Origin of the sequence: Xanthobacter aminoxidans, assembly GCF_043193615.1 — a bacterium.
Taxonomy (GTDB): domain Bacteria; phylum Pseudomonadota; class Alphaproteobacteria; order Rhizobiales; family Xanthobacteraceae; genus Xanthobacter; species Xanthobacter aminoxidans.
This window is the reverse complement of the sequence record NZ_JBAFUS010000003.1, coordinates 214,203-240,039: the sequence shown is the minus strand read 5'-3', so window position 1 is coordinate 240,039 and position 25,837 is coordinate 214,203. Positions and strand designations below refer to the sequence as shown.

The 25,837-nt window shown below is 69.2% G+C and carries 28 protein-coding genes; 15 read left to right on the top strand and 13 right to left on the bottom strand.

Translation table 11 applies throughout. The annotated features are described in order from the left end of the window. The first annotated feature begins 52 nt into the window (after nucleotides 1–52). Together selD and V5F74_RS16195 are read left to right on the top strand one after the other, a co-directional pair. Nucleotides 53–1,111, top strand: coding sequence for a selenide, water dikinase SelD (gene selD / locus V5F74_RS16200; protein ID WP_029557149.1), 1,059 nt, complete (start codon nucleotides 53–55; stop codon nucleotides 1,109–1,111). Between the two features lie 93 nt (nucleotides 1,112–1,204). Continuing rightward, a complete protein-coding gene (locus V5F74_RS16195; protein WP_394009190.1) occupies nucleotides 1,205–1,612 on the top strand; it encodes a hypothetical protein in 408 nt (135 codons plus the stop codon). A gap of 5 nt (nucleotides 1,613–1,617) precedes the next feature. Here the strand turns inward: V5F74_RS16195 and V5F74_RS16190 are convergent, their stop codons facing one another. Then, nucleotides 1,618–3,216 carry a bifunctional aminoglycoside phosphotransferase/ATP-binding protein gene (locus V5F74_RS16190; RefSeq protein ID WP_394009188.1) on the bottom strand — a complete coding sequence of 533 codons (1,599 nt, stop codon included), beginning with the start codon at nucleotides 3,214–3,216 and terminating at the stop codon, nucleotides 1,618–1,620. A 230-nt stretch (nucleotides 3,217–3,446) separates the two neighbouring features. Further along, the gene (locus tag V5F74_RS16185; RefSeq protein ID WP_394009652.1) at nucleotides 3,447–4,562 is read right to left on the bottom strand and encodes an NAD(P)-dependent alcohol dehydrogenase; all 1,116 of its coding nucleotides are present in this window, start codon (nucleotides 4,560–4,562) and stop codon (nucleotides 3,447–3,449) included. A 193-nt stretch (nucleotides 4,563–4,755) separates the two neighbouring features. Between V5F74_RS16185 and V5F74_RS16180 the strand changes: the two genes are divergently transcribed. Continuing rightward, a complete protein-coding gene (locus V5F74_RS16180; RefSeq protein WP_029557153.1) occupies nucleotides 4,756–5,061 on the top strand; it encodes a hypothetical protein in 306 nt (101 codons plus the stop codon). A 49-nt stretch (nucleotides 5,062–5,110) separates the two neighbouring features. Here V5F74_RS16180 and V5F74_RS16175 read toward each other — a convergent pair whose 3' ends face one another. The 4 genes from V5F74_RS16175 to V5F74_RS16160 are packed head-to-tail and all read right to left on the bottom strand — an operon-like array spanning nucleotide 5,111 to nucleotide 9,876. Continuing rightward, nucleotides 5,111–6,757, bottom strand: coding sequence for a GMC oxidoreductase (locus tag V5F74_RS16175; protein ID WP_394009186.1), 1,647 nt, complete (start codon nucleotides 6,755–6,757; stop codon nucleotides 5,111–5,113). Then, nucleotides 6,750–7,097 carry a hypothetical protein gene (locus V5F74_RS16170; protein ID WP_029557155.1) on the bottom strand — a complete coding sequence of 116 codons (348 nt, stop codon included), beginning with the start codon at nucleotides 7,095–7,097 and terminating at the stop codon, nucleotides 6,750–6,752. The genes V5F74_RS16175 and V5F74_RS16170 overlap by 8 nt, the downstream gene beginning before the upstream one ends. Nucleotides 7,098–7,106: 9 nt before the next feature. Continuing rightward, nucleotides 7,107–8,507, bottom strand: coding sequence for a sugar porter family MFS transporter (locus tag V5F74_RS16165; RefSeq protein ID WP_284145553.1), 1,401 nt, complete (start codon nucleotides 8,505–8,507; stop codon nucleotides 7,107–7,109). Nucleotides 8,508–8,553: 46 nt separating this feature from the next. Then, entirely contained in the window at nucleotides 8,554–9,876 is a 1,323-nt protein-coding gene (locus V5F74_RS16160) for a DegT/DnrJ/EryC1/StrS family aminotransferase (RefSeq protein WP_394009184.1), read from the bottom strand. Between the two features lie 32 nt (nucleotides 9,877–9,908). On the opposite strand from V5F74_RS16160, the gene V5F74_RS16155 reads away from it, so the two are divergent. The 5 genes from V5F74_RS16155 (at nucleotide 9,909) to V5F74_RS16135 (ending at nucleotide 14,359) form a co-directional block, all read left to right on the top strand. Then, a complete protein-coding gene (locus V5F74_RS16155; RefSeq protein ID WP_394009182.1) occupies nucleotides 9,909–11,369 on the top strand; it encodes a sugar porter family MFS transporter in 1,461 nt (486 codons plus the stop codon). 65 nt (nucleotides 11,370–11,434) lie between these two features. After that, entirely contained in the window at nucleotides 11,435–12,643 is a 1,209-nt protein-coding gene (gene gltS, locus V5F74_RS16150) for a sodium/glutamate symporter (RefSeq protein WP_029557159.1), read from the top strand. Between the two features lie 107 nt (nucleotides 12,644–12,750). Further along, nucleotides 12,751–13,041: a GIY-YIG nuclease family protein gene (locus V5F74_RS16145; protein ID WP_029557160.1), complete on the top strand. Its 291-nt coding sequence runs from the start codon at nucleotides 12,751–12,753 to the stop codon at nucleotides 13,039–13,041. A gap of 398 nt (nucleotides 13,042–13,439) precedes the next feature. After that, complete coding sequence (gene fldA, locus V5F74_RS16140; RefSeq protein WP_029557161.1) at nucleotides 13,440–13,922, top strand: flavodoxin FldA; 483 nt, start codon at nucleotides 13,440–13,442, stop codon at nucleotides 13,920–13,922. Next, nucleotides 13,901–14,359 carry a DUF2023 family protein gene (locus V5F74_RS16135; RefSeq protein ID WP_394009180.1) on the top strand — a complete coding sequence of 153 codons (459 nt, stop codon included), beginning with the start codon at nucleotides 13,901–13,903 and terminating at the stop codon, nucleotides 14,357–14,359. The genes fldA and V5F74_RS16135 overlap by 22 nt, the downstream gene beginning before the upstream one ends. A gap of 92 nt (nucleotides 14,360–14,451) precedes the next feature. Here the strand turns inward: V5F74_RS16135 and V5F74_RS16130 are convergent, their stop codons facing one another. Then, the gene (locus V5F74_RS16130; protein WP_024277543.1) at nucleotides 14,452–14,811 is read right to left on the bottom strand and encodes a hypothetical protein; all 360 of its coding nucleotides are present in this window, start codon (nucleotides 14,809–14,811) and stop codon (nucleotides 14,452–14,454) included. 291 nt (nucleotides 14,812–15,102) lie between these two features. On the opposite strand from V5F74_RS16130, the gene V5F74_RS16125 reads away from it, so the two are divergent. The 3 genes from V5F74_RS16125 (at nucleotide 15,103) to V5F74_RS16115 (ending at nucleotide 17,945) form a co-directional block, all read left to right on the top strand. Then, complete coding sequence (locus V5F74_RS16125; protein WP_038193115.1) at nucleotides 15,103–15,852, top strand: transaldolase family protein; 750 nt, start codon at nucleotides 15,103–15,105, stop codon at nucleotides 15,850–15,852. A 330-nt stretch (nucleotides 15,853–16,182) separates the two neighbouring features. Continuing rightward, on the top strand, nucleotides 16,183–17,220 hold the full coding sequence (locus V5F74_RS16120) for a Ppx/GppA phosphatase family protein (RefSeq protein WP_348550880.1): 1,038 nt from the start codon (nucleotides 16,183–16,185) through the stop codon (nucleotides 17,218–17,220). Continuing rightward, on the top strand, nucleotides 17,217–17,945 hold the full coding sequence (locus V5F74_RS16115) for an RlmE family RNA methyltransferase (protein WP_029557165.1): 729 nt from the start codon (nucleotides 17,217–17,219) through the stop codon (nucleotides 17,943–17,945). Before V5F74_RS16120 ends, V5F74_RS16115 begins: the two co-directional genes overlap by 4 nt. Here the strand turns inward: V5F74_RS16115 and V5F74_RS16110 are convergent. Beyond that, entirely contained in the window at nucleotides 17,942–19,381 is a 1,440-nt protein-coding gene (locus V5F74_RS16110; RefSeq protein ID WP_029557166.1) for an MFS transporter, read from the bottom strand. The two genes, V5F74_RS16115 and V5F74_RS16110, sit on opposite strands and share 4 nt — an antisense overlap. A gap of 172 nt (nucleotides 19,382–19,553) precedes the next feature. On the opposite strand from V5F74_RS16110, the gene V5F74_RS16105 reads away from it, so the two are divergent. Next, nucleotides 19,554–19,808: a hypothetical protein gene (locus tag V5F74_RS16105; protein ID WP_374252043.1), complete on the top strand. Its 255-nt coding sequence runs from the start codon at nucleotides 19,554–19,556 to the stop codon at nucleotides 19,806–19,808. Between the two features lie 35 nt (nucleotides 19,809–19,843). Here V5F74_RS16105 and V5F74_RS16100 read toward each other — a convergent pair whose 3' ends face one another. Further along, on the bottom strand, nucleotides 19,844–20,857 hold the full coding sequence (locus V5F74_RS16100; RefSeq protein ID WP_029557168.1) for an NAD(P)H-quinone oxidoreductase: 1,014 nt from the start codon (nucleotides 20,855–20,857) through the stop codon (nucleotides 19,844–19,846). A 142-nt stretch (nucleotides 20,858–20,999) separates the two neighbouring features. Between V5F74_RS16100 and V5F74_RS16095 the strand changes: the two genes are divergently transcribed. Continuing rightward, on the top strand, nucleotides 21,000–21,182 hold the full coding sequence (locus V5F74_RS16095; protein WP_029557169.1) for a DUF1192 domain-containing protein: 183 nt from the start codon (nucleotides 21,000–21,002) through the stop codon (nucleotides 21,180–21,182). A gap of 290 nt (nucleotides 21,183–21,472) precedes the next feature. Further along, on the top strand, nucleotides 21,473–21,874 hold the full coding sequence (locus V5F74_RS16090; RefSeq protein ID WP_156026321.1) for a hypothetical protein: 402 nt from the start codon (nucleotides 21,473–21,475) through the stop codon (nucleotides 21,872–21,874). A 98-nt stretch (nucleotides 21,875–21,972) separates the two neighbouring features. Here the strand turns inward: V5F74_RS16090 and rpmE are convergent, their stop codons facing one another. Further along, nucleotides 21,973–22,197, bottom strand: a complete 225-nt coding sequence (rpmE, locus tag V5F74_RS16085; RefSeq protein WP_024277552.1) for a 50S ribosomal protein L31 — start codon at nucleotides 22,195–22,197, stop codon at nucleotides 21,973–21,975. Between the two features lie 88 nt (nucleotides 22,198–22,285). Here rpmE and V5F74_RS16080 point away from each other — a divergent pair, with 88 nt between their 5' ends. Next, nucleotides 22,286–24,109 (top strand): ABC transporter transmembrane domain-containing protein, encoded by a 1,824-nt coding sequence (locus tag V5F74_RS16080; protein WP_394009175.1) that lies wholly within the window; start codon nucleotides 22,286–22,288, stop codon nucleotides 24,107–24,109. Nucleotides 24,110–24,112: 3 nt separating this feature from the next. Here the strand turns inward: V5F74_RS16080 and V5F74_RS16075 are convergent, their stop codons facing one another. The 3 genes from V5F74_RS16075 to V5F74_RS16065 all read right to left on the bottom strand — a co-directional run bounded on the left by V5F74_RS16075 (nucleotide 24,113) and on the right by V5F74_RS16065 (nucleotide 25,834). Continuing rightward, a complete protein-coding gene (locus V5F74_RS16075; RefSeq protein ID WP_394009173.1) occupies nucleotides 24,113–24,613 on the bottom strand; it encodes a GNAT family N-acetyltransferase in 501 nt (166 codons plus the stop codon). A 178-nt stretch (nucleotides 24,614–24,791) separates the two neighbouring features. Beyond that, nucleotides 24,792–25,391 (bottom strand): DUF2239 family protein, encoded by a 600-nt coding sequence (locus V5F74_RS16070; RefSeq protein WP_374252032.1) that lies wholly within the window; start codon nucleotides 25,389–25,391, stop codon nucleotides 24,792–24,794. Nucleotides 25,392–25,468: 77 nt separating this feature from the next. Next, on the bottom strand, nucleotides 25,469–25,834 hold the full coding sequence (locus V5F74_RS16065) for a DUF1850 domain-containing protein (RefSeq protein ID WP_374252030.1): 366 nt from the start codon (nucleotides 25,832–25,834) through the stop codon (nucleotides 25,469–25,471). Between the last annotated feature and the right edge of the window lie 3 nt (nucleotides 25,835–25,837).

Sequence of the window (25,837 nt, the reverse complement as noted above, 5' to 3'; positions counted from 1 at the left end):
TCCTGCGCGGCGTGATCGGCCGCGCGGCTGCTCCCTTCATGGAACCCGCGCCATGCTCGATGTGCCCAACCCGCCCGTCCGCCTCACCAGCCTCGCCCATGGCGGCGGCTGCGGTTGCAAGCTCGCGCCCTCGGTGCTGCAGGAGCTGCTGGCGGGGCAGGCGAGCGGCGGGCCGTTCGAGCGGCTGCTGGTGGGCACCGAGACGGGGGACGACGCGGCCGCCTACGATCTCGACGGCGAGACCGCCATCATCGCCACCACGGACTTCTTTATGCCCATGGTGGACGACCCCGACCATTTCGGCCGCATCGCCGCGACCAACGCCATTTCGGATGTCTACGCCATGGGCGGCGAGCCGCTGATGGCCCTCGCCATCCTCGGCATGCCTTTGGGCAAGATCGACACCGCGACCGTGCGCGCCATCCTCGCCGGTGGGCAGGCCATCTGCGCCGAGGCGGGCATTCCGGTGGCGGGCGGCCATTCCATCGATTGCCCGGAGCCGGTCTATGGCCTCGCCGTCATCGGCCGGGCGCCCAAGGCGCGGCTGCGCCGCAATTCCACGGCGCGGGCGGGGGATGCGCTGATCCTCACCAAGGCGCTGGGCGTCGGCGTCTATTCCGCCGCCTTCAAGAAGGATGCGCTCTCCCCCGCCGCCTATGACGAGATGATCGCCTCCGTGACCAAGCTGAACCGCGTGGGCGCGGCGCTCGGCAAGGAGGCGGCGGTGAGCGCCATCACCGACGTGACTGGCTTCGGCATCCTCGGCCACGGGCTGGAGATGGCGCGCGGCTCGGGCGCGACGCTGGTCATCGAGCGCGCCGCGCTGCCCTGGCTTTCGGACGCGGAAACGCTGGTGCAGCAGGGCTTCGTCACCGGCGCCTCGCACCGCAACTGGGCGAGCTACGGCGCCGAGGTGGATCTGCCCGAAGGCACGCCCGACTGGCAGCGCCACCTCTTCACCGACCCCCAGACCTCCGGCGGACTGCTCGTCGCCTGTGCGCCCGAGGAGGCCGACCGTCTGCTGGCTGAAATCCGCGCGGCGGGCTATCCGGCGGCGGTACGCATCGGCCGCGTGGAGGCCGGGCCGGGGCGGGTGCGCATCGCCGGCTGAGGCGACAAGCGGGGGCTCTGGCGGGACGCCGGCGCAGGAATCAAGGAACCATGCGGCGTGGCAAGTCGTTCTCCCGACGAAAGGAGAACGGACATGCCCTTCACCGACGCCTTGAACATCTATTCGACGGCGCCCTGGCGCCCGTCTCCCGTGGTGCTGCCTTCGCCCAACGTGGCCCGCATCTGCGCAACCGCCATCGTCGGCGGCATCATGTTTCTTCTCGCGTCCGGCGTGCCTGCGCCGGCCTCCGCCCAGACAGCCGCGCCTGCGGCGCAGACCGGCGCCTGTGAGGAGCCGCCCCACACCGCCGCGACGCCCCCCGCGCGCGGTGCCGATTCCGGCACCAAGCCGGGCAGCGAGGGGTCCACGGGCTGGACCGGCGGCACCGGCGGCTCCCACACTGGCCTCACGCCCCAAGCGGGTACGCCGGCCTCGCCCACCCGCCAGCCGGACACGGTCTCGGGCGTCAATCCGAAGCCGGAGACGCAGGGCAAGTGCTAGGGGGGCTAGGGGGAAGTGCTGAGGGCGCGCGTGCTGCGCGTCCAGCGGATGACGCCGAGGTCGTAGCCGAGCTGGTGGCGCACCACGGCCGCGTCCGCGTCTGACGCATCGCCCGTGCGCGCCTCCACCCGCCGGACGAGTTCTTCCGCCGGCACGTCGAGCCAGAGGCCGGAGAACGGCACGCCGGCCTCCCGAGCGACGCTTTCGATGGCGTCGCGCTCCTCGGGGCGGGCATGCACGGCATCCACGATCACCGTGTAGTCGCTGGCGAGGACGCGGCGCGCCAGTCTCCGCAGCCGCTCATAGACGCGCGGGCTCACCTCGGCCGCATAGGCTTCCGGGGGCAGCTTTTCCGTTTCCGCCACGTTGAAGAGGCGCTTGCGCTCGATATCCGATCGCAGCACGACCGCACCCGGCGCCCGCGTGCCGAGCCCGGGGGCCATCTTGGCCGCCCATGTGCTCTTGCCGCTGCCGGACAGTCCGCCCACCGCCCAGAGCGTGGGCCGGGAGGGGGCAGCCGCCTCCACTGTCCCATCGCCGAACCCAATCGGTCCGGGCTGCGGGGTGCCGAGGAGGGCGATGGTCTGCCGGAAGAAATGGGCGACCCGCGCCTGCGCCTCCGCCCGCTGTTCCCCGTCCAGATGCGCCAGCCCCGCCGCCTCCACCTTCGCCCGGATTCCGGCGCGCAGGCTGAGGAAGAGCGGCAGCGCCGCGAGCCCGTCGAGCTGCGCGTCATCGCTCGCCCAGAGATAGCGGTTGAAGATCGCGTTGGCGGCGTCGCGCAGGCCCCTCTGCCACAGGTCCATGAGCAGGAAGGCGAGGTCGTAGAGGACATCGCAGGTGGCGATCTCGTCGTTGAACTCGATGGCGTCGAACAGCACCGGTTTGCCATCGAGAAGCACGATGTTGCGCAGGTGCATGTCGCCATGGCAGCGGCGGACGAAGCCGGCTTCCGAACGCGCCGCCAGCAGCGGCCGCACGCGCGCCAGCGCCGCGCGCGACACCTCGGCCAGCCGCGCCACGTCTTCCGCCGGGAACAGGTCCGGCCGGGCGGCAAATTCGGCGATGGTGTCTTCGAGATAGGTGGAGAGCGCGCCGGCGCTGTCGAAGCCCCGGCGCTCGGGCGCGGCGGCGTGGGCGTTGACCGCCATGGCCGCGACGGCCTTGACCAGCTCAGGCGTGAGGTCGCCGCGTTCGGCGATGCGATCGAGGGTGAGATCGGTGTCGAAGCGGCGCATCTTCACCGCATACTCCACCGCCTCGCCCTCGCCGCCGAGCGCGAGGCCATGGGCGGTGCGCACGATGGGCACCACGCCGAGATAGAGGCCGGGGGCGCCCGCGCCCGATATCTCCACCTCGGCGGCGCAGGCGGCGCGGCGCTTCTCCAGCGTGGAGAAATCCATGAAGGGGAAATAGACCGCGCGCTTCACCTTGTAGGCGAACGGCCCCGCGAGGAAGAGGGCGGCGCCGTGGGTGTCGATGCGGACGACCTTCTCCGCAATGCCGTGGGTCGCGGGATCGGCGAGGAGGGCGAAGACGGCGCCCTGATCGGCGACCACATGGTCGCCGGCGGTTTTTTGGGGCGGTTGCGCAGGTGCTGTCATGGGGGGCCTCGCCACGCGCGCAGTCCCGAACCGGAGGGGCCGGTTCTTATACACCCCGGCCGGCAATTGCTCATGCCCTCGGGCTGTCATCCCCCGGCTTGTCCGGGGGATCCACCGCGCCGCCTGAGCAATGGCCGAAAGATTGACCCCGGCCGATCCGTGGATCGCCCGGACGAGCCGGGCGATGACGACGGTTTGGTGTTTCTCCCACGAGAGGAGAAGACACCCCCCTACGGCGTGATGGCCACCTTGAGGACGCCGTCGCGCTGGTTGGCGAAGAGGTCGTAGGCGGCCTCGATCTCGTCCAGCTTGAAGCGGTGGGTGACGAGGGCGCGGGCGTCTACCCGGCCGGAGGCGACCACGTCCATCAGCCGGCGCATGCGCTCCTTCCCGCCCGGGCAGAGCGAGGTGATGATGGCATTGTCGCCGAGGCCCGCCGCGAAGGCATCGAGCGGGATCTTCAGGTCGCCCGAATAGACGCCGAGCGAAGAGAGCGTGCCGCCGGGCCGCAGCACCCGCAACGCGGCCTCGAACGTCTCCTGCCGGCCCAGCGCCTCGATGGCCACATCCACGCCGCGCCCATCGGTGAGGCGCAGGATTTCCTCCACCGGATCGACCTTGGAGAAGTCCACCACCAGGTCGGCGCCCATGGCGCGGGACATTTCCAGCCGCGCGGCGACGCGATCCACCGCGATGATGCGCGTCGCGCCCATGAGCTTGGCGCCCGCCGTCGCGCACAGGCCGATGGGGCCTTGCGCGAACACGGCCACCGTGTCGCCGATCTTCACCTTGCCGCTCTCGGCGCCGGCAAAGCCCGTGGACATGATGTCCGGGCACATCAGGACCTGTTCGTCGGACAGCGCCTCCGGCACCGGGGACAAATTGGTCATGGCGTCGGGCACCACGAGATATTCCGCCTGCGCGCCGTCGATGGTGTTGCCGAAGCGCCAGCCGCCCATGGCCTTGAAGCCGTGCTTCGTGCGTGGGCCGTCCTGCGAGCACTGGCCGCACAGGCAGGCGTTGGAATAGCCCGAGGGGGTGATGGCACCGGCGATGACGCGCTGGCCTTCCTCGAAGCCCTCCACCGCCGAGCCGAGCTTCTCGATGATGCCCACCGGCTCGTGGCCGATGGTGAGGCCCTTCGCCACCGGATACTCACCCTTCAGGATGTGCACGTCGGTGCCGCAGATGGTGGTGGTGGTGATGCGGATGAGCGCGTCGAGGGGGCCGACATCGGGGATGGGCTTTTCATCCAGCACGATGCGGTTCTTCTCGACGAAGATGGCCGCCTTCATCTTCGAGCGGCCGGGGCGCTGGCGTTCCACATAGGCGGCGGGGGAGAGCATATCCGTCATGGCGTTCCTGCCTTTCCGTCGGGCCGCGAGCACGGCTGCCTTGCGGTACGTTGATATTGGTCCGGTGGCGGCGGGGCATTGATGCCCGTCAACGCGGGCGCGGCTTCGGGACCGGAGCCGCGCAGTGTAGACTGGAAGAAGCGGCCCTTTTCGGGCCGGCCGATCATTTCAGCCGGGGATTTTCATGACCGAAGTCAGCGAGGCGGCGCAGATCGCGCCTCAGGCCATTGCGCGCTGGACAGGGCTGCCGGAGGACGCGCCGCTGCGCATCTCCCTCACGCGGGCCGATCTCGACAATCTGCTGCTCGGCCTGCGCACGCTCGCCATCGGCCAGAGCGAGCTGGCGGCGGCGCTGGTGGCGCATATCAACCAGGACCCCGGCGAATGCCACGAGGCGGTGCTGCGGGCGGGAGACCTCTCCCGCGCCGCCTTCGGCCGCATCAACGGCTTCGCCGGCGCCATCATGGCCGGCGCCGTGCCGGAGGGATGAGCCCGCGCGCCCCAAGCCCGCGCGGCGTATGAGCGTGCCAGCTTAAACTTCAGGCCAGAGCGCGCTCGCCCTGAACCGTCGCGCCGGTGCGCGCCTTCTCCACCAGATGGCCGGCGAGGCGGTGGGCCAGCGCCATGATGGTCAGAGTCAGGTGCTTGTCCGGGAGCACGGGAATGACGCCGCCGTCGCAGACATAGACGTTGTCCAGGTCGTGCAGCTTCAGGTCCGCATCCACCACGCCCTTGTCCGGATCGGCGGTGGTGGCGGTGGTGCCGGCATAGTGGATGCCGGTGCCGGTATTGTCGCGCGAGGGATAGATGGAGGTCGCCCCGGCATGGCGCAGCACCTGGCGGCCCCAGCCGTTCATGGCCTCCATCATGGCTTCCGCGCGCGGGGTGGCGGAGAAGTCCACGGCCACATGGCGCACGCCGAAGCGGTCGCGCGTCGTGCCCGGCCGCACCCGGTTGGCGGGGGTGGGCTCGCCGGCGCAGAACAGGCCGAGCGTCACGTAGGAATGGAACATGAAGCGGGCGAGCCGCTCCTTCATGAAGGGCGGGAAGCGCTTCATGCCGGCGAGATAGTGCGGGATATCAGGCACGCCGTGGATGGCGTGGCCGATGAAGGGGAATTCCTCCCCGTCCGGCAGCCAGCCGCGCGACATGAGGATGAGCAGGTCGCCATAGCCGATGTCGAAGTCGCGGCCCTTGCCCCACAGCTTCCACAGCGAGGTGGAGAGCACGGCCTTGGGATTGTCCTGCAGCCGCAGGCCGAGCTGGCCGGCGGCGTTGCCCATGCCCTCGGGCGCGGCTTCGTCGGCGGAATTGAACAGGATGCGCGGGCTCTCGATGGCGCCCGCCGCGAGCACCACGGCATCGGCGGTGAGGACGCGCGCCTCGCCGGTGGCCATGTCGCGATATTCGACGCCCATCACCCGCTTCGTGCCCGGCTCGCGCAGCAGCCGCACCACCTTGGCGCCCTGGCGCAGCTCGTAATTGGGCAGGTTCTCGATCTCGGGCAGCAGCCGGGCGGTGAATTTGTAGACCGCGCCGGTGGGGCAGCCGGAGGTGCAGATGCCGGTGGAGACGCAGGCGTTGGGGCTGTCCGGCCGGGTGTCGATGGCCTTGCGGTTGGGGATGGCGTGCGAATAGGGCTCGTCCATCGCGTTGACCGCATCGACGATCATCATGTCGGCGGGGCGCAGGGGCTTGGGCGGCACATAGATGCCGTCCGGCAACTCCTCCAGATGCTCCTCGGTGCCGCAGACGATGATGCGCCGCTCCACCGCCTCGTAATGGGGGGCGAGGTCGGAATAGGAGATGGGCCAGTCCCGGAAATCGCGCGCGGAGAAGCGCACGCTCACGCCGTTCCAGAGGTTCTGGAGGCCGTTGACGGCGAGGATCTGGTAGTGGTGGAAGTTATTGTCGGGCCAGCCGGTGGAGCCGTCCGCGCCCTTCTCGAACAGGGGATGGACGAACAGGCTGTCGTGCGGCTCGGCCGGCCACACGGTGTTGGCGCGGATGCCGAAGTCGAGCTGGGTGCCCGGCGGGTCCACGCGCTTGAAATGGTCGTCGGCGAGGCGTCCGCCCTGCTCCAGCGAGACCACGTTGAGGCCCGCCTTCGCCAGCTCGTAGGCCAGCATGCCGCCGCCGGCCCCGGTGCCGACGACGATCACGTCGCAATGGGTTGCCTCAGTCACGCGCGCCTCCCGAAGCCGTCCCGGCCAGCGGCCGCTCGCCGACCAGCGGCCATTCCCCCACCGAGCCCAGGAAGCTGGGCGAGGCGAAATGCACGTACTCGAAGAAGGTGCCCACCGCCTCCGCATCCTCGGCGAGGTGCTCGCGATGCACCGCGCCTTCGGGGAAGCCGGAGCGCTCGGCGATGCGCCGGAAAGCGGCGTTGAGCTGGGTGTTCAGCGCCGCGATGCGGGCAAGGTCCGCCACCATCGGCTCCAGTGCCGCATGGTAGGGGCCGAGCGGCAGGAGGGCGACGACCAGCGCCTCGAAATCGAGGGGGGCGTCGGGAGAGGTCTCGCTCATGGGGTCTCCTCAGGCCGCGTGCAGGCGGCCGAGCTCGCGCAGCGGACGGCCGCTTCTGAGGTGGCGCTCGATCTCTTCCAGGCTCACGCCGTTGGTTTCCGGCACCAGCCACTGGGTGAAGGCGAGGCCGGCGACGCACACCACGGCATAGAGGCCGAACACGCCGGCAAGGCCGAACTCCGCCACCAGCACCGGGAAGCTGAACACCACGATGAAGTTGAAGCCCCAGTTCACCAGCGAGGCGATGCTCATGCCCAGCGCCCGGCAATCCAGCGGGAACACCTCGGACATCATCACCCACGGCAGCGGGCCGATGGCGATGGCGAAGGAGGCGATGTAGAGCACGAGGCCGGCGAGGGCGAGCACGCCCAAAGACGGGCTGCCGGTGGCGGCGGCGATGGCGATGGCGCCCAGCGACACCGCGGTGCCGGCGAAGCCGATGAGCAGCAGCAGGCGCCGGCCGAGCCGGTCGATGAGCATCATGCCCACCACCGTCATCAGCACGTTCACCACGCCGATGCCGGCGGTGGCGAGGATCTGGGTGGTGGTGGAGCTGAAGCCCGACAGCTCGAACACGGTGGGCGCGTAATAGATCACCGCGTTGATGCCGGAGAGCTGCTGCAACAGGAACAGGCCCATGGCGACGATGAGCGCCGGGCGCACGCGGGGCGAGAGCAGGTCCGCGAAGGTGGCCTTGCGGCCCTCGTCGGCGGCCGCGGCGGCGCGGATTTCCTCATATTCGGCGGCGACCGCGGGGTCGCTCTCCGGCCGCTCGCGCATGCGGGCAAGCGCCGCCTTCGCCTCGGCGCTGCGGCCGCGCATGGCCAGCCACCGGGGCGTGTCGGACAGAGCGAAGATGCCGCCGAACAGCAGCACCGCCGGCACCGCGCCCATGGCGAACATCCAGCGCCAGTTCTCGTCGAAGGCGTAGCCCACCACATAGGCGCCGAGAATGCCGAGGGTGATGGCGAGCTGGTAGATGGAGACCAGCATGCCGCGCTCCTTGGCCGGAGCGCTCTCGGAGATATAGAGCGGGGCCATCATGGCGGCGACGCCCACCGCGAGGCCGATGACGAGGCGCGCGAGGGTGAGGGTGATGAGCCCGCCGGCCAGCGCGCTCAAGAGCGCACCGCCGATGAACAGGATGGCGGACCACAACAGCAGCTTGCGGCGCCCCGCGGCGGCGGCGAGCCGGCCGCCGACGATGGCGCCGATGAAGGCGCCGAAGGGCACCGCCGCCGTCATCATGCCTTCCGCAACGGGATCGATGCCGAGGTCCCTGCGCAACGGTGCGAGCGCCCCGGCGATGACGCCCTCGTCGAAGCCGAACAGCGCCCCGGCGAGGCCGGCGATGGCGGCGATCAAATAGATCATGGCGCTTCCCTTCGCGCTTGTCCGCCCGCCGGACAGCCCGGCGGCGCGGCCCCCTGTGTCGTGAAGGCCCGATGTCCGGGCGTCAGGCCAGCACCACCCGCGCCACCTTGCGGACGGCGGCGATGATGTCGTCCTCGTCCTTGGTGGTCAGGGTCGAAGCGATGGTGAGCAGCGCGCCGCGGGCGTGCAGGTTGTCGCAATGGGGCAGGGCGCCGGCGGCGTAGCTGTAGCTCTCGCCGAAGGCATTGGACGGGTGGGTCCAGGGAAAGCCGTCGCGGCTGTCCGAGCGCTTGTGCACGAGGCTCGGGATGTTGGAATACCAGTGCATCCCCCACTCGCGCATGGCGAGGCAGGCGAGCGAGCCGGCCGGACCGGCGATGCCTTCCGCCCGCAGGGCGTCGACGAAGCGGCGGGCGGTGGCCTCGTCCTTCAGTGTCATCAGCAGGAACGGGCCGGTGTCGCCGGAGGGGTCGGGCACGGTGCGGAAGCCGAGGCCGGGGATGTCGGAGATCGCATTGCGGATGCGCCACTTGGATGCGCGCATGGCCCCGGTGATCTCAGGCAGCTTGCGCATCTGGGCGAGGCACATGGCGCCCGTCAGCTCGGACATGCGGGCGCCGACGCCCCAGAGCTGGCAGCTCTCGTCGGAGGTGTCGAGGCGGCCCTTCTCGTTGCGGGGATAGCCGAGATCGTGCAGCGCGACGATGCGGCGGAACAGGTCGTCCCGCTCCGTCACCACCATGCCGCCGTCGCCGGAGGTCATGTTCTTGTTGAGCTGGAAGGAGAAGATGCCGATGTCGCCGAAGGTGCCCACGGCCTTGCCGTTCTGGCTGGAGCCGGCGGTCTGGGCGCAATCCTCGATCAAGGCGATGCCGCGCTCGCGGCAGATGCGGGCGACGTCGGCGACGCGGCCGGGCGCGCCGCTCATGTGCACCATCAGCGCGGCGCGGGTGTTGGGGCCGATCTTGCGCGCCACGTCCGCCGGATCGAGGGTGAAGCAGTCGTCCACGTCCACGAGCTTCGGGATGGCGCCGGCGCGCACCACGGCGGCGACGCAGCTCACCCAGAGATAGCCGGGCACCAGCACCTCGTCGCCGGGGCCGATGTCGAGGGCCGACATGGCGATGGTCAGCGCGGCGGTGCCGGAGGAGACGCCCAGCGCGTGCTTGTGGCCGAAGGCGGCGCACCATTCCTTCTCCAGCGTGTCCACCATGTGCTGGAGGTCGGGGCCGTAGAAGCGGAAGGGGCTGCGGGCACGCACCACGCGCGAGACCAGTTCCAGCTCTTCCTCGCCGATCCAGTGGGCGCCCGGCAGCTCCCACGGCAGGGGCGCGGTGCGGACCGGTTCGCCGCCCTCGATGGCCAAGCGGTTGGCGTGTTCGTGTGTCGCCGCGGAAACGGTCACGGGGTACCCTCCCTGACGGCAGCTCCGGCGAGATGCCGGGCCTATCGCCGCTCGATTTTTTGTACTTATGCTCTACTGTAGGTCGCGCTTACAAGTCCCGCAGGCCTCTCCATCTCGCGCACGTTATCGGCGCGCTACCCCCATACCCGTCGGATCGCATGGCAACCTTGTTCCTCACGGCGGGCCTCGTGCTCCTCAACGGCATGCTGTTCGGCTTCAGCACGGCCTCCATCGCCGGCGTGGTCGGGACCATTTCCGAGGCGTTCGCCCTTTCCACCCGCGCCACCGAGATGATGGTGACGTCGCTACTGGCGGGCTGCTTCGTCGGCGCGGTGCTGGCCGCCCCCATCTCCCAGCGCATCGGCCGGCGCCCCTCCTGCCTGCTCGCCGCGACCCTGGCCTTCGCCGGCTACGCGCTGGTGCCGCTCGGGCAGGCGATGTCGCCCGGCGTGGGGATGCTGGTGGCGGCGCGCATCCTCATCGGCCTCGGGGTCGGCCTCTCCTCCATGGTGGTCCCCATGTATGCGGCGGAGGTGACGCCCGCCCGCCATCGCGGCGCGGTGGTGTCCCTGTTCCAGCTCGCCGTCACCATCGGCATCCTGCTCGGCTATGCGGTGCCCCTCGCGCTCACCGGCCGCGCCTCGTGGGATCAGATGCTGGGCGGCGGCGTGCTCATCGCGGCGGCCTGCGCGGGCGCCGTGCTGCTGCTGCCGGAAAGCCCGCGCTGGCTCCTCTCCCGCGGACGGATGGCGGAGGGCGAGGCGGCCGCGCGGCGGCTGGGCCTTGCCGGCGAGATATCCATGGGCGAGGGCGACAGCGCGCCGGCCGGCAACTGGCGCGCCGTGCTGGGCCGGGGCAGCACCAAAGCGGTGCTCATCCTGTGCAGCGTGCTGTTCGTGCTGCAGAACTTCTCCGGCATCGACGGCATCCTCTATTACGCCCCGCACATCTTCACCGAACTCGGCTTCCCGGCCGGCGTCGCCGCGCTCGCCGCCACCTTCGGCCTCGGCCTCGTCAACGTGCTGGCGACCATGGCGGCCATGATGCTGGTGGACCGTCTCGGCCGCCGCCCGCTGCTGATCGCCGGTTCGGCGGCCATGGCGGTGAGCCTCGCCGTGGTGATCGGCGCCGCTCTGGCGGACTGGCCCTATGTGGCGCTCGCGGGCCTGTGCGCCTACATCGTCGCCTTCGCCCTGAGCCTCGGGCCGCTGCCCTATGTGCTCATGTCCGAGCTGTTCCCCTCGGCCATCCGCGAGCGGGGCATCGCCGCCGCCTCGGCGACGAGCTGGCTGTTCAACGCCATCGTGGCGGCGAGCTTCCTCTCGGTGGTGGAGGGTATCGGCCTTGCCGCCACCATCGGCATCTTCCTCGTGGTGTGCGTCGCCTCGCTCTTCATCTCCCTCGCCTATGTGCCGGAAACCCGACAGAAGGAACTGGAGGACATCGAGGCGGACGTGCTCGCCGGCAAGGCCCTGCGCCGGCTCGGCGCCTGACCGTTTGAGCCTCGCCCGGAATGGGCTAGAGGAGGGGCGGAGCAAGGCCGCGCAGGGGGAGCCAGATGCCAGCGACGTACGAGGTTTCGGGGCTGCTGAGCTTCACCATCGCCATCCTCGTCTATTTCCTCGGCGCCGGCCTCAACGAGATCATCGCCCCGCTCAAGCGCTGGAACATCCCGGAGGCCGTCACCGGCGGCATCCTCGCGGCGCTCGCCACGCTCTTCGCCTACAAGGTAGTGGGCCTCGCGGTGAGCTTCGACCTCGACGCCCGCGACCTGCTGCTGCTCTATTTCTTCACCGGCATCGGCCTCAATGCCCGCGTCTCCGACCTTTCCACCGGCGGCAAGCCGCTGGTGATCCTGCTGCTGCTGACGGTCACTTATCTGGTGTTGCAGAACGTCGTGGCCGTCGGCGGGGCGGCGGTGCTCGGCCTGCCCTATGGCGTGGGGCCGCTGCTGGGCTCGGTGTCGCTGGTGGGCGGCCATGGCACCACCATCGCCTGGGCGCCGCTGATCTCGCAGCGGTTCGACCTGCCCAACGCGCTGGAAATCGGCATCGCCAGCGCCACGCTCGGCCTCGTCATCGCCAGCCTCGTGGGTGGCCCGGTGGCGGGCCTGCTCATCGCCCGCTTCAACCTGCGCGGCACCGGCGACGACGCCCCCATGGTGGGCCTGCCGGACACCCCGGCCGAGCCCGAGGGCGGTTCGGTCAACTACAAGAACATCCTCGTCACCATCCTCGCGCTCAACCTCGTCATCATCATCGGCTATGCGCTGGAAGGCGTGGTGGAGAAGACCGGCCTGAAGCTGCCCATGTTCGTGGTGTGCATGCTGGTGGCCATCGTCATCACCAACATCCTGCCGAAGCTCGCGCCCCGCCTGCCGTGGCCGGCCCGCACCCCGGCGCTGGCGCTGGTCTCGGATCTGTCGCTGAAGATCTTCCTCGCCATGTCGCTGATGAGCATGCAGCTGTGGACGCTGGGCGGCCTCGGCCCGGCGCTGGCGACCGTGCTCGGATTGCAGACGCTGGTGGCGGTGGCCTACATCCTGTTCGTGGTGTTTCCAGCCATGGGCCGGGACTATCAGGCGGCGGTGCTGGCGGCGGGCTTCACCGGCATCAGCCTCGGCGCCACCCCCACCGCCATCGCCAACATGACCGCCGTGACCCGCACCCACGGCCCGGCGCCCATCGCCTTCATCATCCTGCCGCTGGTCTCGGCCTTCTTCATCGACATCGCCAATGCGCTGGCGATCGGCTTCATGCTGAGGTGAGGGGGCGGCCCCATCGCCGACGGGACGGTGCGCCGCAGGTGCCCCCGGCCAAAAGGGGGACAGGACCTACCGTTGCGAGCGGCAAGTGTTCGTTCGACTATTCGCGCATGAGCGGCGGCTGGGTCTACATCCTCACGAACAGGCCGAATGGCACGCTGTATGTCGGCGTGACAAACGATCTGGTGCGACGGACCTTCGAGCATCGTGAGGGTGACGGCGAGGGCTTCACAAAGCGTCACGGCCTCACGCGCCTCGTCTACTTTGAGCGATACGACGACATCGCGCTCGCGATCCAGCGCGAGAAGACGATGAAGCACTGGTCACGGGCCTGGAAAGTTGGCCTCATTCTTGAGACGAACCCGGAATGGCGCGATCTCTACGACGAGATCGCGACCTGATCTGCTGCGACTCCTGCCGCGTCATGCCCGGGCTTGTCCCGGGCATCCACGTCGGGCCGCCGGGACGGTGTCCCCGAGCTGTTCCCAGCCACACCACGTGGATGGCCGGGACAAGCCCGGCCATGACGGCGGTGTGGGGCCGGAGGGGGGGGCGTCACTCTTCGACGTCGTCGCCCCGCTCGTCATGCCCGGTCGGCCTGGGACGACGATAGTCAAAGTCCACCATCGAGACATTCCAATGTCTCCGGCCCCCATTGTCTTCATCAAAATCTTGATGCCATGATGTTCATGCGATGCATTTGCATCGTCGATGACTGTTTTAGAGGTGGCCGGAGCCTCGCATCATTCGCGAAGTCTGCGGCGCGTTATTTTGAATCATTCCATAAAGAGACGAGGACATGATCGTTAACGTGATCTTCGGCTCCGACGGCGGAGCCACCAAGGGCGTTGCGTCCCGGATTTCCAAGAAGTGCCAGGGCCGTGCGGTGGACATCAAGACGGCGAGCCCGGCCGATTTCGAGAATTGCGAACTGCTCATCCTCGGCTCGCCCACCTATGGCGACGGCACGCTCCAGACCGACTGGGAGGAGCATATCGACAAGCTCCGCGGCGCCCGGCTGAAGGGCAAGAAGGTGGCCCTGTTCGGCACCGGCGACCAGGAGAGCTATCCCGGCTCCTTCGTGGACGCCATGGGCATCCTCTATGACGAGGTGACGGCGCTGGAGGCGGTGGTGGTCGGCTTCACCGACACCAAGGGCTACGACTATCTCAATTCCACCGCCGAGCGCGACGGCAGGTTCGTCGGCCTCGCCCTCGATCAGGACACCCAGTCCGGTCTCACCGACAAGCGAGTGACCGCATGGCTCAGCACCATTCTCTAGAAGTTGCCTGCGATCCGCCGCACGAGGCGGAGGCCGGCTGGCCGCCCGCGCCGGTGCGCCTTGCGGTGCCGGAGGAGGCAGGCGCCATGCAGCGCCTGTTTCACCATCATCTCTACGAGCTGGGGCGGGGCGTGCGGCCGCTGTTCCTGATGACGCTGGCGACGCGGGAACTGCCGCCGCTTCTGGCGCGGCTGGAGCGGGCGGGTATCGACCATTTCGTGCAGCAGGTGAGCCCGGCCAAGGCCAACCTCTTCTTCGGCCGCGACGCGTTCGTGGCGGTGGCGCGGGCGTTCGTCACCCGGCCGCTCAACGCCCTGACGGCGGAAGAGGATTTCATGCTGGGGACCCTGCTCGGCTACGACCGCGAGCAGCAGTGCCGCCGCTACCTCACCCGCTCCGGCCGCGGGCTGGAGCGGCCGGCGCTGGCGGCGGAATAGGTCTCTCGTCTTGTGTCATCGCCCGGCCAAGCCACGGGACAACGACGGCTAAAGGTGATCGCGTTCCGGCCGGCAAAGGCCGCGCGCTCCCTTCAGACCGCACCCTCGGCATGGCGGGTCGCCAGCGGCAGGGACGCGGTGGCGAGGAACGAGCGGTAGCGCCGCCGGGCATCCATGGCGGTGCCGTTGTCGGAGATGGCCGCTTCCTGCAACTCCGCCAGCGCCCAGGGGGTGGGCTCCACCGGCACGGCGACGATGGCCGGCGCGGCGCGGGTGGTGATCTCGATCACGTCGTGGGGGGTGAGGGCCTGGAGGGCATGGGCGGCAAGCTGGCGCTGGTAGGCCCGCCGCTCGGGCGACAGCTCTTCCCACGGCTCCAGCAGCGGATAACGCTGCTGCGAATAGGCGTGCATCGCCCGCGCCATCCGCTCCACCATGTCCGTCGAGACCATGCCCGCCCCTCGATGCCCTGACCCTTTGGGTGTGACGGTATCAAGGTGCGCAACCCAGGCGCGTCCCCGTCCTTCCGTCACCGGGAGGATGACCCGGCGGTTCTTTCACGGAGGTTGCCGCCAGTCCGGCTGACACCGCGCATTCGACTCATGGTGAACGCCCCCTTAACGTCACCGATACCCCTCCCGGCAACCTCGGGTGACACCCGGTTCGAATTGTGAGTCCGGGCGGTGTCCAATTCGCCGCAAACGGCCTATAGGATGGCCGAAATCGTCAAGGGAGCCGAAGAGATGTCCGTGAAGCTGAGCGACCTGAAGGTGAAGCTGTTCACCGACGGCGCCGACAAGGCGCAGATCGTGGAAATGGCGAAGCAGCCCCACATCGCCGGCTTCACCACCAACCCCTCTCTGCTCCGCAAGGCCGGCGTAACCGATTATGAATCCTACGCCCGTGACCTCGTGGCGGCGGTGCCGGACCGGCATATCTCGTTCGAGGTCTTCTCCGACGACATCCCCGAAATCCGCGCCCAGGCCCGCGTCATAGCCACCTGGGGCGAGCATGTGCATGTGAAGCTCCCGGTCTCCACGACCCGCGGCGAAACCTTGTACGAACTGGTGCGGGACCTCGTTCAGGACGGCGTGAAGGTGAACCTCACCGCCATCTTCGACGTGCCCCAGGTGGACGAGGGCGTGAAGGCCCTGGCCGGCGGCGCCCCTTCCATCATCTCGGTTTTCGCCGGCCGGCTGGCCGACCTCGGCATCGACTACAAGCCGGCGATTTCCCGCGCCGTCGAGCTGTCCCGGGCCACCCCGAACGTCGAGGTCATCTGGGCCTCCACCCGCGAGGTGTGGAACGTGATCGAGGCGGACGAGATGGGCTGCCACATCATCACCGCCCCCGCCGACGTGCTGAAGAAGCTGCCGGCGCTGGGATCGCGCACCGCTGCCGAGCTGTCCCTGGACGCCGTGAAGGCCTTCCGCGCCGACGCCCTCGCCGCCGGCCTGACCCTCGATCTCAAGGGCCGCGCCGCCGCCGAGTGAGTTTCACCCCCGCCTGATTACGAACAGGGCACGCCGCGGCATTGCGCAGCAGCGTCGCGCTGTTACACTGGCCGCAAGGCGCAGCCGGCCGCGGACCTTCGCGGCTGGCCTGAGCGCACGGGACCGCCTTGCGGCGAGGGACAGGACATGAGGGACGAGACGCACGGGCCCGCCGGGGGTCCGGAGCAGTCTTGCCGTAGCGGAAACGTTGCCGAGGCAACGGATTCTCCGTTGCGTGCGGGGACGGGTGATGGTCCCAAGGACCATCCTCCTGCCGCCCGCCCTTGCGCCACTTCCGTTCCGTCTCAGGATCGGCGGACCGAATCGCGGGTGCCGAGCCCGCACGGCATTTATGCCGCCATAGACCTCGGCACGAACAATTGCCGCCTCCTGATCGCCCGCCCGACGGCCCGCAGCTTCCGCGTGGTGGATGCCTTTTCGCGCATCGTCCGCCTCGGTGAAGGGCTTGGCGCCTCCGGCCGGCTGTGCGACGGCGCCATGGAGCGGGCGCTGGGCGCGCTTGAAATCTGCGCCACCAAGATGGATCTGCGCGGCGTTACCCGTGCCCGAATGGTCGCGACCGAAGCCTGCCGGTCCGCCGTCAACGGCGAAGATTTCTGCTCCCAGGTGGAAGCGCGCACCGGGCTGACGCTGGAGGTGGTGGACCGCCGCACCGAGGCGGGGCTCGCTGCCACCGGCTGTGCGCCGCTGGTGGACCCCTCCTGCGAGGGGGCTGTGCTGTTCGACATCGGCGGCGGGTCCACGGAAGTGGTCTGGCTCGGCCGCCGCTCGGCCGGCGATGACGGGCCGCCCCGCGCGCGCATTCGCTCCTGGGTGTCGCTGCCGGTGGGCGTCGTCTCCCTGTCGGAGCGCCATGGCGGCGTGAAAGTGTCGCCGGACGTATTCCACACCATGGTGGACGAGGTGTGCGCCATGCTCGATGGCGTGCGACAGAGCTGGGGCGTGCGCGCTCCCGCCCGGCTGCATCTTCTCGGCACCTCGGGCACGGTGACGACGGTCGCCGGCATCCATCTCGGCCTCGATCGCTATGATCGGGCGCGTGTGGACGGGGCTTGGCTCGGCGCCAGCCACATCGAGCAGGTGGTGGAGCGGCTGATGACCATGAGCTTCGAGGAGCGGGTCGCCAATCCCTGCATCGGCGCCCAGCGCGCGGATCTCGTGCTCGCCGGCTGCGCCATCATGGAGGCGGTGCGCCGTATTTTTCCCGCCGACCGGCTCCGGGTGGCCGATCGCGGGCTGAGGGAGGGGATGCTGGTGCAGATGATGCGGGCGGACGGCGTGTGGCGGAATGGCCGCTCGGCTGACGGATTCCACGCGAACGCGCCGAACGGAAGCCGCCCAGCGTGACCACCCCACCCCGCGGGCCGGACGGCCGGCCGTTGAAGGTGCGCGTCAAGACCTCGCGCGGCCGCACCACGTCCCAGCAGAAATGGCTTCAGCGCCAGCTGAACGACCCTTATGTGGCCCGCGCCAAGCGCGAGGGCTGGCGTTCGCGCGCCGCGTTCAAGCTGATCGAGATAGACGAGAAGGTGAAGCTTCTGAAGCGGGGCATGCGGATTGTCGATCTCGGCGCGGCGCCCGGCGGCTGGAGCCAGGTGGCGGCGCAGAAGATCGGCCTGGAGCAGGGGCAGGGCAAGATCGTCGCCATAGACTTGCTGGAAATGGACGCCATTCCCGGCGTCGCCTTCGCCCAGATGGACTTCCTCGCCCCCGACGCCCCGCAGCGGCTGATGGAGATGCTCGGCGGGCAGGCGGACTTCGTGATGTCCGACATGGCGGCCAACGCCACGGGCCACAAGAAAACCGACCATTTGCGGATCGTCGGACTCGTGGAACTGGCGGCGGACTTCGCCCGTCAGGTGCTCGCGCCCGGCGGTGGCTTCCTCGCCAAGGTGATCCAGGGCGGAACCGAGGGCACGCTGCTCGCCAACCTCAAGCGGGATTTCGCGCTGGTGCGCCACATCAAGCCCGCTGCCAGCCGCGCCGATTCGGCAGAACTGTATGTCCTCGCCACCGGCTTCCGGGGAAAAGCCGATGCCGGGGCGGAAGAATGCGACGAGGCGGAGGGTTAGTCTGGCGGCACTTCGCTGCGCGGGTCGTCCAGGTCCGGCTTGCGAGCGGTGAGTGAGGCGCCCGCATCCTTCGGCAGGGGGATGAAGTAGAAGATGCTGAGCGCGCTTACCGCCGCCACCACGAGGAAGGCGGCGGAGAAGTCGCCCTGCGTCACCGCCACCTCGCCACGGGACGCCCGCATGGTTTCCAGCACAAGGCCCGCTACGGCGACGCCGAAGGAGAGCGACACCTGCTGCGCCACGCTGGCGAACGAGGTGGCCCGGCTCATCTCATCCGGCTCGACATCGGCATAGCTCAGCGCGTTCAGCGCGGTGAACTGCAGCGAGCGCAGGAAGCCTCCCACCAGCAGGAGCGACGCGATGAGCCAGTGCGGCGTCAGCGGCGTGAAGGCGGCATTGATCGCGATGAAGCCGCTGCACAGGAACACGTTGGCGAGGAGAACCCGCTTGTAGCCGATCCGCCGCAGCAGTTTGGCGGCGGTGAACTTCATGGCCATCGCCCCGGCCGAGGCGGTGAAGGTGAGCAGGCCCGAGGCAAAGGGCGAAAGGCCGAATGAGAGCTGCAGCATTAGCGGCAGCAGGAAGGGCATGGCACCGATGCCCACGCGGAACAGGGAGCCGCCCACCACGCCGGCGCGGAAGGTGCCGTGGCGCAGCAGCTTCAAATCCAGCACGGCGTGTGGTGTGACCCGCGCATGGCGGACATAGAGAAACAGGAAGAACGCCCCCGTGGTGCCGATGGTGAGCGCCGCCCACTGCGGCACCAGCACCTCCTGCCCCAGCACGGCGAAGCCGAAGACGAGGCCGGCGAGACCGACGCCCGACAGGATCAGGCCCTTGAGGTCGAGCGGCGGTACGTCCTCCTCGCGCACGTTCTCGATGAAGCGGGTGGCGAGGAACACGCCCAGCACGCCGATCGGCACATTGATGAAGAAGATGAGGCGCCAGTCGAAATAGGTGGTGATGAAGCCGCCCAGCGGTGGGCCGAACACCGGGCCCAGCAGGGCCGGAATGGTGAGCCAGGCCAGCGAGGAGACCAGTTCGGACTTGGGCACCGAGCGCAGGATGACGAGCCGCCCCACCGGCACCATCATAGCTCCGCCCATGCCCTGGATGATCCGGTAGAGCACGAAGTCCGCCAGCGACGACGAGAGCCCGCACAGGATCGAGCCGATGGTGAAGATGACGATCGCGGAGCGGAAGACCGTGCGCGCGCCGTAGCGGTCGGCGGCCCAGCCGCTGGCCGGGATGAAGACGGCCAGTGAGAGCAGGTATGAGGTCAGCGCCAGCTTCAGCGCCACCGGGTCCTCGCCGAGGTCGGCGGCGATGGCGGGCAGGGAGGTGGCGATGACGGTCGAGTCCACCTGCTCCATGAAGAGCGCGCAGGCGACGATGAGCGGGATCAGGATCTGAGGCGGGAGCGCCTTGAGCTGCATCGGCTTACCCTTGGGCCGGCCCGTTCGGGCTGCGGCGTTTCCCCTTCCCCGCAATAGGCGGAGGAGACGCCCGGATCAACCAGCGTTCGGCGCATGGTCTCGCCCCGATCCTTGCAGCACGGGCAGGGCACACCATATGGACATCGGGCCTCAAGGAGGGCCCGGGAAGGCCATGATCTACATTCTCGCCGCTCTGCTGCCGCCCGTCGGTTTGCTGGTGAACGGGCAGCCCATCTCGGCCATCATCAATCTGGTGATGATCGTGCCCTGCATCCTGCTCGGGCTGATTTTCCCGTTGATGTTCCTCGTGCCCTCGGCCCATGCGGTGATTGCGGTGCACATGAAGCGCACCGATCGCCGCCAGCGGGAGGTTCTGGAGGCCATCCAGCGCTCGGGCGGCGTACCGCCGCGCGACTGGCGCCCCTGAAGGCAGAGGCGGGGACGCCCCCGCCTCCTCTGGGACTATTCCACCACCAGAACGATCTTGCCCACGTGCGCGCTCGCATCCATGCGGGCGTGCGCTCCGGCAGCGTCCGTGAGGGGGAATGTCTCGTCCATCACCGGACGGTATTTTCCGGCGGCGATCAAGGGCAGCACATGCTCGACGATGGCTGCGGCGATGGCCGCTTTCTCGGCGACCGGGCGCGAGCGCAGGGTGGAGCCGGTGTGGGTGAGGCGCTTCAGCATGAGGCGCATGAAGTCCACCTCGGCCTTCGCACCCTGCTGGAAGGCGATCTGCACGATGCGGCCGTCCTGCGCTGCTGCTTCGTAATTCTTCTGGATGTAGGGACCGCCGATCATGTCGAGGATGACGTTCGCGCCCTTGCCGGCGGTGAAGCTTTTCACCTCGGCGACGAAATCCTGCGTCCGGTAGTTCACCGCGAGGTCCGCGCCAAGCTTCACGCAGGCGGCGCACTTTTCGTTCGATCCGGCGGTGACGACCACGCGGGCGCCGAGCGCCTTGGCCAGCTGGATCGCTGTGGTGCCAATGCCGCTCGCTCCGCCGTGCACCAGCAGCGTCTCTCCGGCTTTCAGCCCACCACGGTCGAACACGTTGCTCCAGACGGTGAAGACAGTCTCAGGCATGGCCGCTGCCTCGGCCATGGAGAGGCCTTCGGGAACCGGCAGGGTGGTGGCCTCATGGGCGGGGCAATATTCCGCATAGCCGCCGCCGGTGACGAGGGCGCACACCTTGTCGCCGATCTTGTAGGTGCTCGCACCCTCGCCCAGCGCCACCACGGTGCCTGCGATCTCCAGTCCCGGAATGTCGGAGGCGCCGGGCGGCGGCGGGTAGAGACCCTTGCGCTGCATCACGTCCGGCCGATTGATGCCTGCAGCCGCAACCTTCACCAGCACCTCGCCCGGCGCGGGCTTCGGCACCGGCCTGGGGCCGGGCACCAGCACCTCGGGGCCGCCGGGGGCGCTGACGGTGATGGCGGTCATGGTCTCGGGCAGGGGGACAGCGGCGCTGGACATGGAAAGCTCCGGTGGGGCACCCGGCACGAAGCTCTTCCCAGCCCGGCCACGGCGCGCAAAATAGGGCGATCATACAGGAGGCACCCGCGCCTGAGGCAGCGGCGGTCGCCGCGGAGAATAGGGAAGGGGAGGAGCAAAGCCAATGGATGAGGAGATCAAGCCGAAGCCCGTCGATCCCTTGGCGGTCGCCGACGTGTCGCGTCTGTCGGTAGACGAGATCGAGGCGCGCATTGTCACGCTGAAGGCGGAGATCGCGCGGCTGGAGGCGGCGCTCGCCTCAAAGCACGCCTCCCGCGCGGCGGCGGATGCGGCGTTCAAGCTGTAGGGACGGAAAAGGCAGTTGGACCTTGGGCTTGCGCCGGGTCGTTTAGTGCGGAATGGGCGCGGCTAGCCGGTTCGCATTAACGCGGCGTTAATATCCGGCGCGCATTCTGATGTTGTCCGTCGGAAAAAATCCTCCCCGGACTTCTGGCAACTCTCCCTGTCGGACTGCGAGCCGCCGCAAGGCGGCTCTTCTTTGGCCAGCCCCCGATATCCCCAGTCTGATCAATGCAGTTCCCCTTTACGGGGATGCCCGCGCTGCGCTTCATGCCGGTCCAGTCACAGGAGCGGCCGGTGGACGAGGCGCGGGACAAGAGAGACGGGATCGCGCGAGGCTTCGAACGCCTCGCCGCGGCTGAGACACGCCTCGCCGGGTCTGCTCTCTCCGCAGCCGACCGCGAAACCCTCGCACGCCTGCGCTCGGATATCGCGGCAGGTCTTGTGCTGCTGCTCAGCCGGGCAGATGGATGCATCTCCCGGGCCGAGATGGCGGCCGCGGCAGCGCCGCTGAAACTGGTCCTTCCCGCAAACGTGATCGGGCGCCTGCCGGCCGCCGCGCGTCTCGCTGCGCTGGAACTTGTCGCCCTCGCCGAGGCGGTCAGCGCCGGACTCGTGGTGGCACAGGCGGCCGCGCCCCAAAACGAAAAGCCGCGACGGCGGCAGGGCCGCCCGCGGCTTGAACTCGTCATTCCCTGAGCCGGTCCCCTTGCGCGAACCGGTTGTGCGCTTGCGTCGCTGCGGCGGAGGCGCGCAGCTTCGCAGCGGCAACGAGGGGCCTGAAGGCCCCTCCGGCCTCAGCCCTTGAGGAGCGCGCCGAACTTGTTCTTGAAGCGGGACACGCGGCCGCCGCGGTCCATCAGCTGCTGGCTGCCGCCGGTCCACGCGGGATGGGTGCGCGGATCGATGTCGAGCTGGAGGGTGTCCCCCTCCTTGCCGTAGGTCGACCGGGTCGTGTACTCGGAACCGTCCGTCATCACCACCTTGATGAAGTGGTAATCGGGGTGGATGTCGCTCTTCATTGGTTCAATCCTTTATCGCCACGCCCGCCCCGCCGGGGGAGGCAGCGTCAATTTCGGTTCCTGACGGAAGTGGCGGGTCTATAGCCGAGTGGATGCCTTGACACAAGCCGACACCTCATCTGCCCCTGTCGACAGCCCCGAAACCCGCGCCGCCGCTGAGAAGCGCAGACGCGACCTGAAGCCGCTGGCGGGCCTTGCACCCTATCTGAAGCGGTATCGCGGCCGGGTGGCGGGGGCGCTCTGTGCGCTGCTGGCCGCCGCGCTCGCCACGCTCGCGCTGCCCATCGCCGTGCGGCGCATGATCGATTTCGGCTTCGCCGAGGACCATGCGGGGCTCGTGGACCAGTATTTCGGCGTGCTGGTGGCGGTGGCCGCAGTGCTCGCGCTCGCGTCCGCTTGCCGATACTACCTCGTCACCACCCTCGGCGAGCGGATCGTTTCGGACCTGCGCACGGCGGTGTTCGCCCGCCTCGTGACGCTGGATGGCGCCTTCTACGATTCGGCCCGCTCGGGCGAGCTTACCTCCCGCCTCACCGCCGACACCACGCAATTGAAGTCCGCGGTCGGCGCCTCCGCCTCTACGGCCCTGCGCAATCTCATGATGTGCATCGGCTCGGTGGCGATGATGGTTGTGACGAGCCCCCGCCTGTCCGGCCTCGTGCTGGTGGCCATTCCCATCATCGTGCTGCCGTTGATGGCTTCAGGCCGCAAGGTGCGCCGTCTGACCCGGCAGGCGCAGGACACCCTCGCCGATGCGTCCGCCTATGCCGCCGAGGCGCTGAACAGCATGCGCGCGCTGCAGGCGGCGAGTGCCGAGGGTGTGGCGCGGCAGCGTTTCGACGGCGCTGTGGAAGAGGCCTTCGGTGCCGCCCGGCAGGCGACCCAGGCGCGCGGCTGGCTCACCGGCATCGCCATCTTTCTGGTGTTCGGCTCGGTGGTGGCGGTGCTGTGGGCGGGTGCCCAGTCGGTGCTGGCCGGCACCATGACGTCGGGCGCTCTGGGCCAGTTCGTGCTCTATGCGGTGCTCGCTGCTGCCTCCCTTGGCAACCTTTCCGAGACCTGGGGCGAGATGTCGGCCGCCGCCGGCGCTGCCGAGCGCATCGGCGAACTGCTCAAGGTCGAGCCTCAGGTGCGCCCGCCGGTCCGGCCGGTGCCGCTGCCGGGGCGGGTCAGCGGCGCCATCCGATTCGACGAGGTGTCCTTCTCCTATCCCACGCGGCCCGATCAATCGGCGCTCGCAGCCATTGCATTCTCCATCAGGCCCGGGGAGCGCGTCGCCCTCGTCGGCCCGTCCGGGGCTGGCAAGAGCACCGTGTTCCAGCTGCTGGAGCGCTTCTACGACCCGCAGGCCGGGCGCATCCTCCTCGACGACATCGATATCCGCGAGGCGGATCCCGTCGCCGTGCGGCGGCAGATGGCGCTGGTGCCGCAAGAGGTGGCCATCTTCGCCGACAGCGTGCGGGCTAACATCCGCCTCGGCCGCCCCGAGGCCACCGACGCCGAGGTTGAGGAGGCCGGCCGAGCAGCGCTGGTGGACGAATTCGTCGCCCGGCTGCCGCAGGGCTGGGACACCATGGTGGGCGAGCGCGGCGTGATGCTTTCCGGTGGCCAGCGGCAACGCATCGTCATCGCCCGCGCCATCCTGCGCGGCGCGCCCATCCTGCTGCTCGACGAAGCGACGAGCGCCCTCGATGCGGAAAGCGAGACACTGGTGCAGACGGCGCTGGAGCGGTCGATGGAGGGGCGGACCACCTTGGTCATCGCCCATCGCCTTTCCACGGTTCTGTCGGCCGACCGCATCCTGGTGATGGAAGCCGGTCGCATCGTGGACGAGGGCACCCATGCGGAACTGGTCGCCAAGGGCGGCCTCTACGCGCGCCTCGCCCAGCTTCAGTTCCATGCGGCGGCGTAGGCCTCAGGCGCCACGCCACTCCATCCGGTACGTCAGGCGGCCGGACATGGGGTTGGCGCCTTCGGAGACGATGGCGAGCCCCATCTTCTCGTAGAAGCGCACGGCGCGTGGATTGTCCTGGTTCACGTCGAGGGCGACGAGGGCAGGGGAGAGCCGGCGCGCCTCCGCCATGAGCGCCTCGGCCGCGCCCTTGCCCCAGGCGCGCGGCGCTACTGCGAGCTGGTCGAGATAGCCCGTGCCGGGATGGATGACGACGAAGCCGGCGACGGGTCCGTCCGCGTGCCCCTCCCGCGCCACGCGGATCAGCGCGCCGCCGGCGGCCAGGCTATCCAGATGGCTTTCCAGCCAAGGCAGGCGTGCGGGAAAATCGATATCGGGCATCGTCTTCGCCCAGGTCTCCACCCACAATTGCGCCATGGCTGGCCGGTCCTGAGGCGTCGCCGCAGCGAGAGCGTAGGCGGGAAGGGGCTCTTGGGGCGGTTCTTGGGCGGTCTGGTCGGACATGGCGGCTCCGGCGGTTGCCCCACACTGCGCCTGTCCGGTTGCCGTCGCTTTAATGCCTCCGCGGTTCGGGCCGGCAGCAGTTTCTCGATCAAGGAAAGCAGGCGCGAATCGCCCAGCGTCGCCGTTCGGCGGTCGGCCTCCTGTGTGGGCCGCAGATGGGTGGTGACTGGCGCGGGGGTCAGTCCGCCTCCGGCTCGTTGACCGCGTCGAAGGCGAGGTGGATGGCGTGGTCGCGCACGTCGGGCGGCCAGCCGGCTGTCGTCTGCTCCAGCCCCGCCCGGTCATCGGCAAACAGGGCGCGAGTGGCCTCTTCGTAGCCGGGCAGGTCGCCGGCCAGTGCCTGCATGAAATGATAGGCTGCGGTCTGAGCGGAGCGCCGCTGCTGCTGCGGTGCGCCCCGCCGCCGGGCCTCATCCACCAGGCGGCGCAGGGTCGCTGAGGCGCCGCTCGGCTGGGCGGCGAGCCAGTCCCAGTGCCGGGGCAGCAGCGTCACCTCGCGTGCGACAACACCCAGCTTCGGGCGGCCGCGGCCCTTGCCGGGGGCCTTGGGCTCGGTGGCATCCGGTGCGGAGGGGGCATCGAGGCGGGCGAGGATTTCGGGATCGCTGCCGCGCAGGTCGAGATCGATGAGCCGCCCGGTGGCATCGTCGAAGACGAGCACGCTCTCTCCGGCCTCGGTTGCCGCCTTCACCGCCAGCGCCACGTCGGCGAGGGGACCACGCCGGAGGAGGCGCGTTCCGGCAAAGGCGGTGCATGGTCTGGCGGGGGAGGGGGACACGGGAGGGCTCCTGCTTTGGGCAGGAAAATACCCGGATGAAAATATCTGTCCAGCCCGATCGTCCGGCAGCCTGCGGCTTATTCGCAGATGGTCAGAGTTACTGGATCAGCGTCGGGCGGCACCAGTTCGGCCATGGAATGGCAGGTGCCGGCAATGCAGACCTGCCAGTCCGCGGTGGCGCCGGAGCGGCGCAGGATCACCTCCCGCTGCGGCGCCAGTGTGGGATGGGCGACGTAGAAGCCGCCCTTCAGCACGGCACCCTCCGGCGGCTCCATGCCGGCGCCCGAGCCTTGGACACGCACCTCGGCGAGCATGAGGCCGTCGGAGGTGGCGCGCCAGTCTTCCTGCCACGCGCTCTTCTGCACCGAATGGGTCCAGGCGAGGGTGATGGCGGCGGCGAGGCGCACCACCGTCGCGCCCGTCGCCAAACAGACAAGGGCCACCCC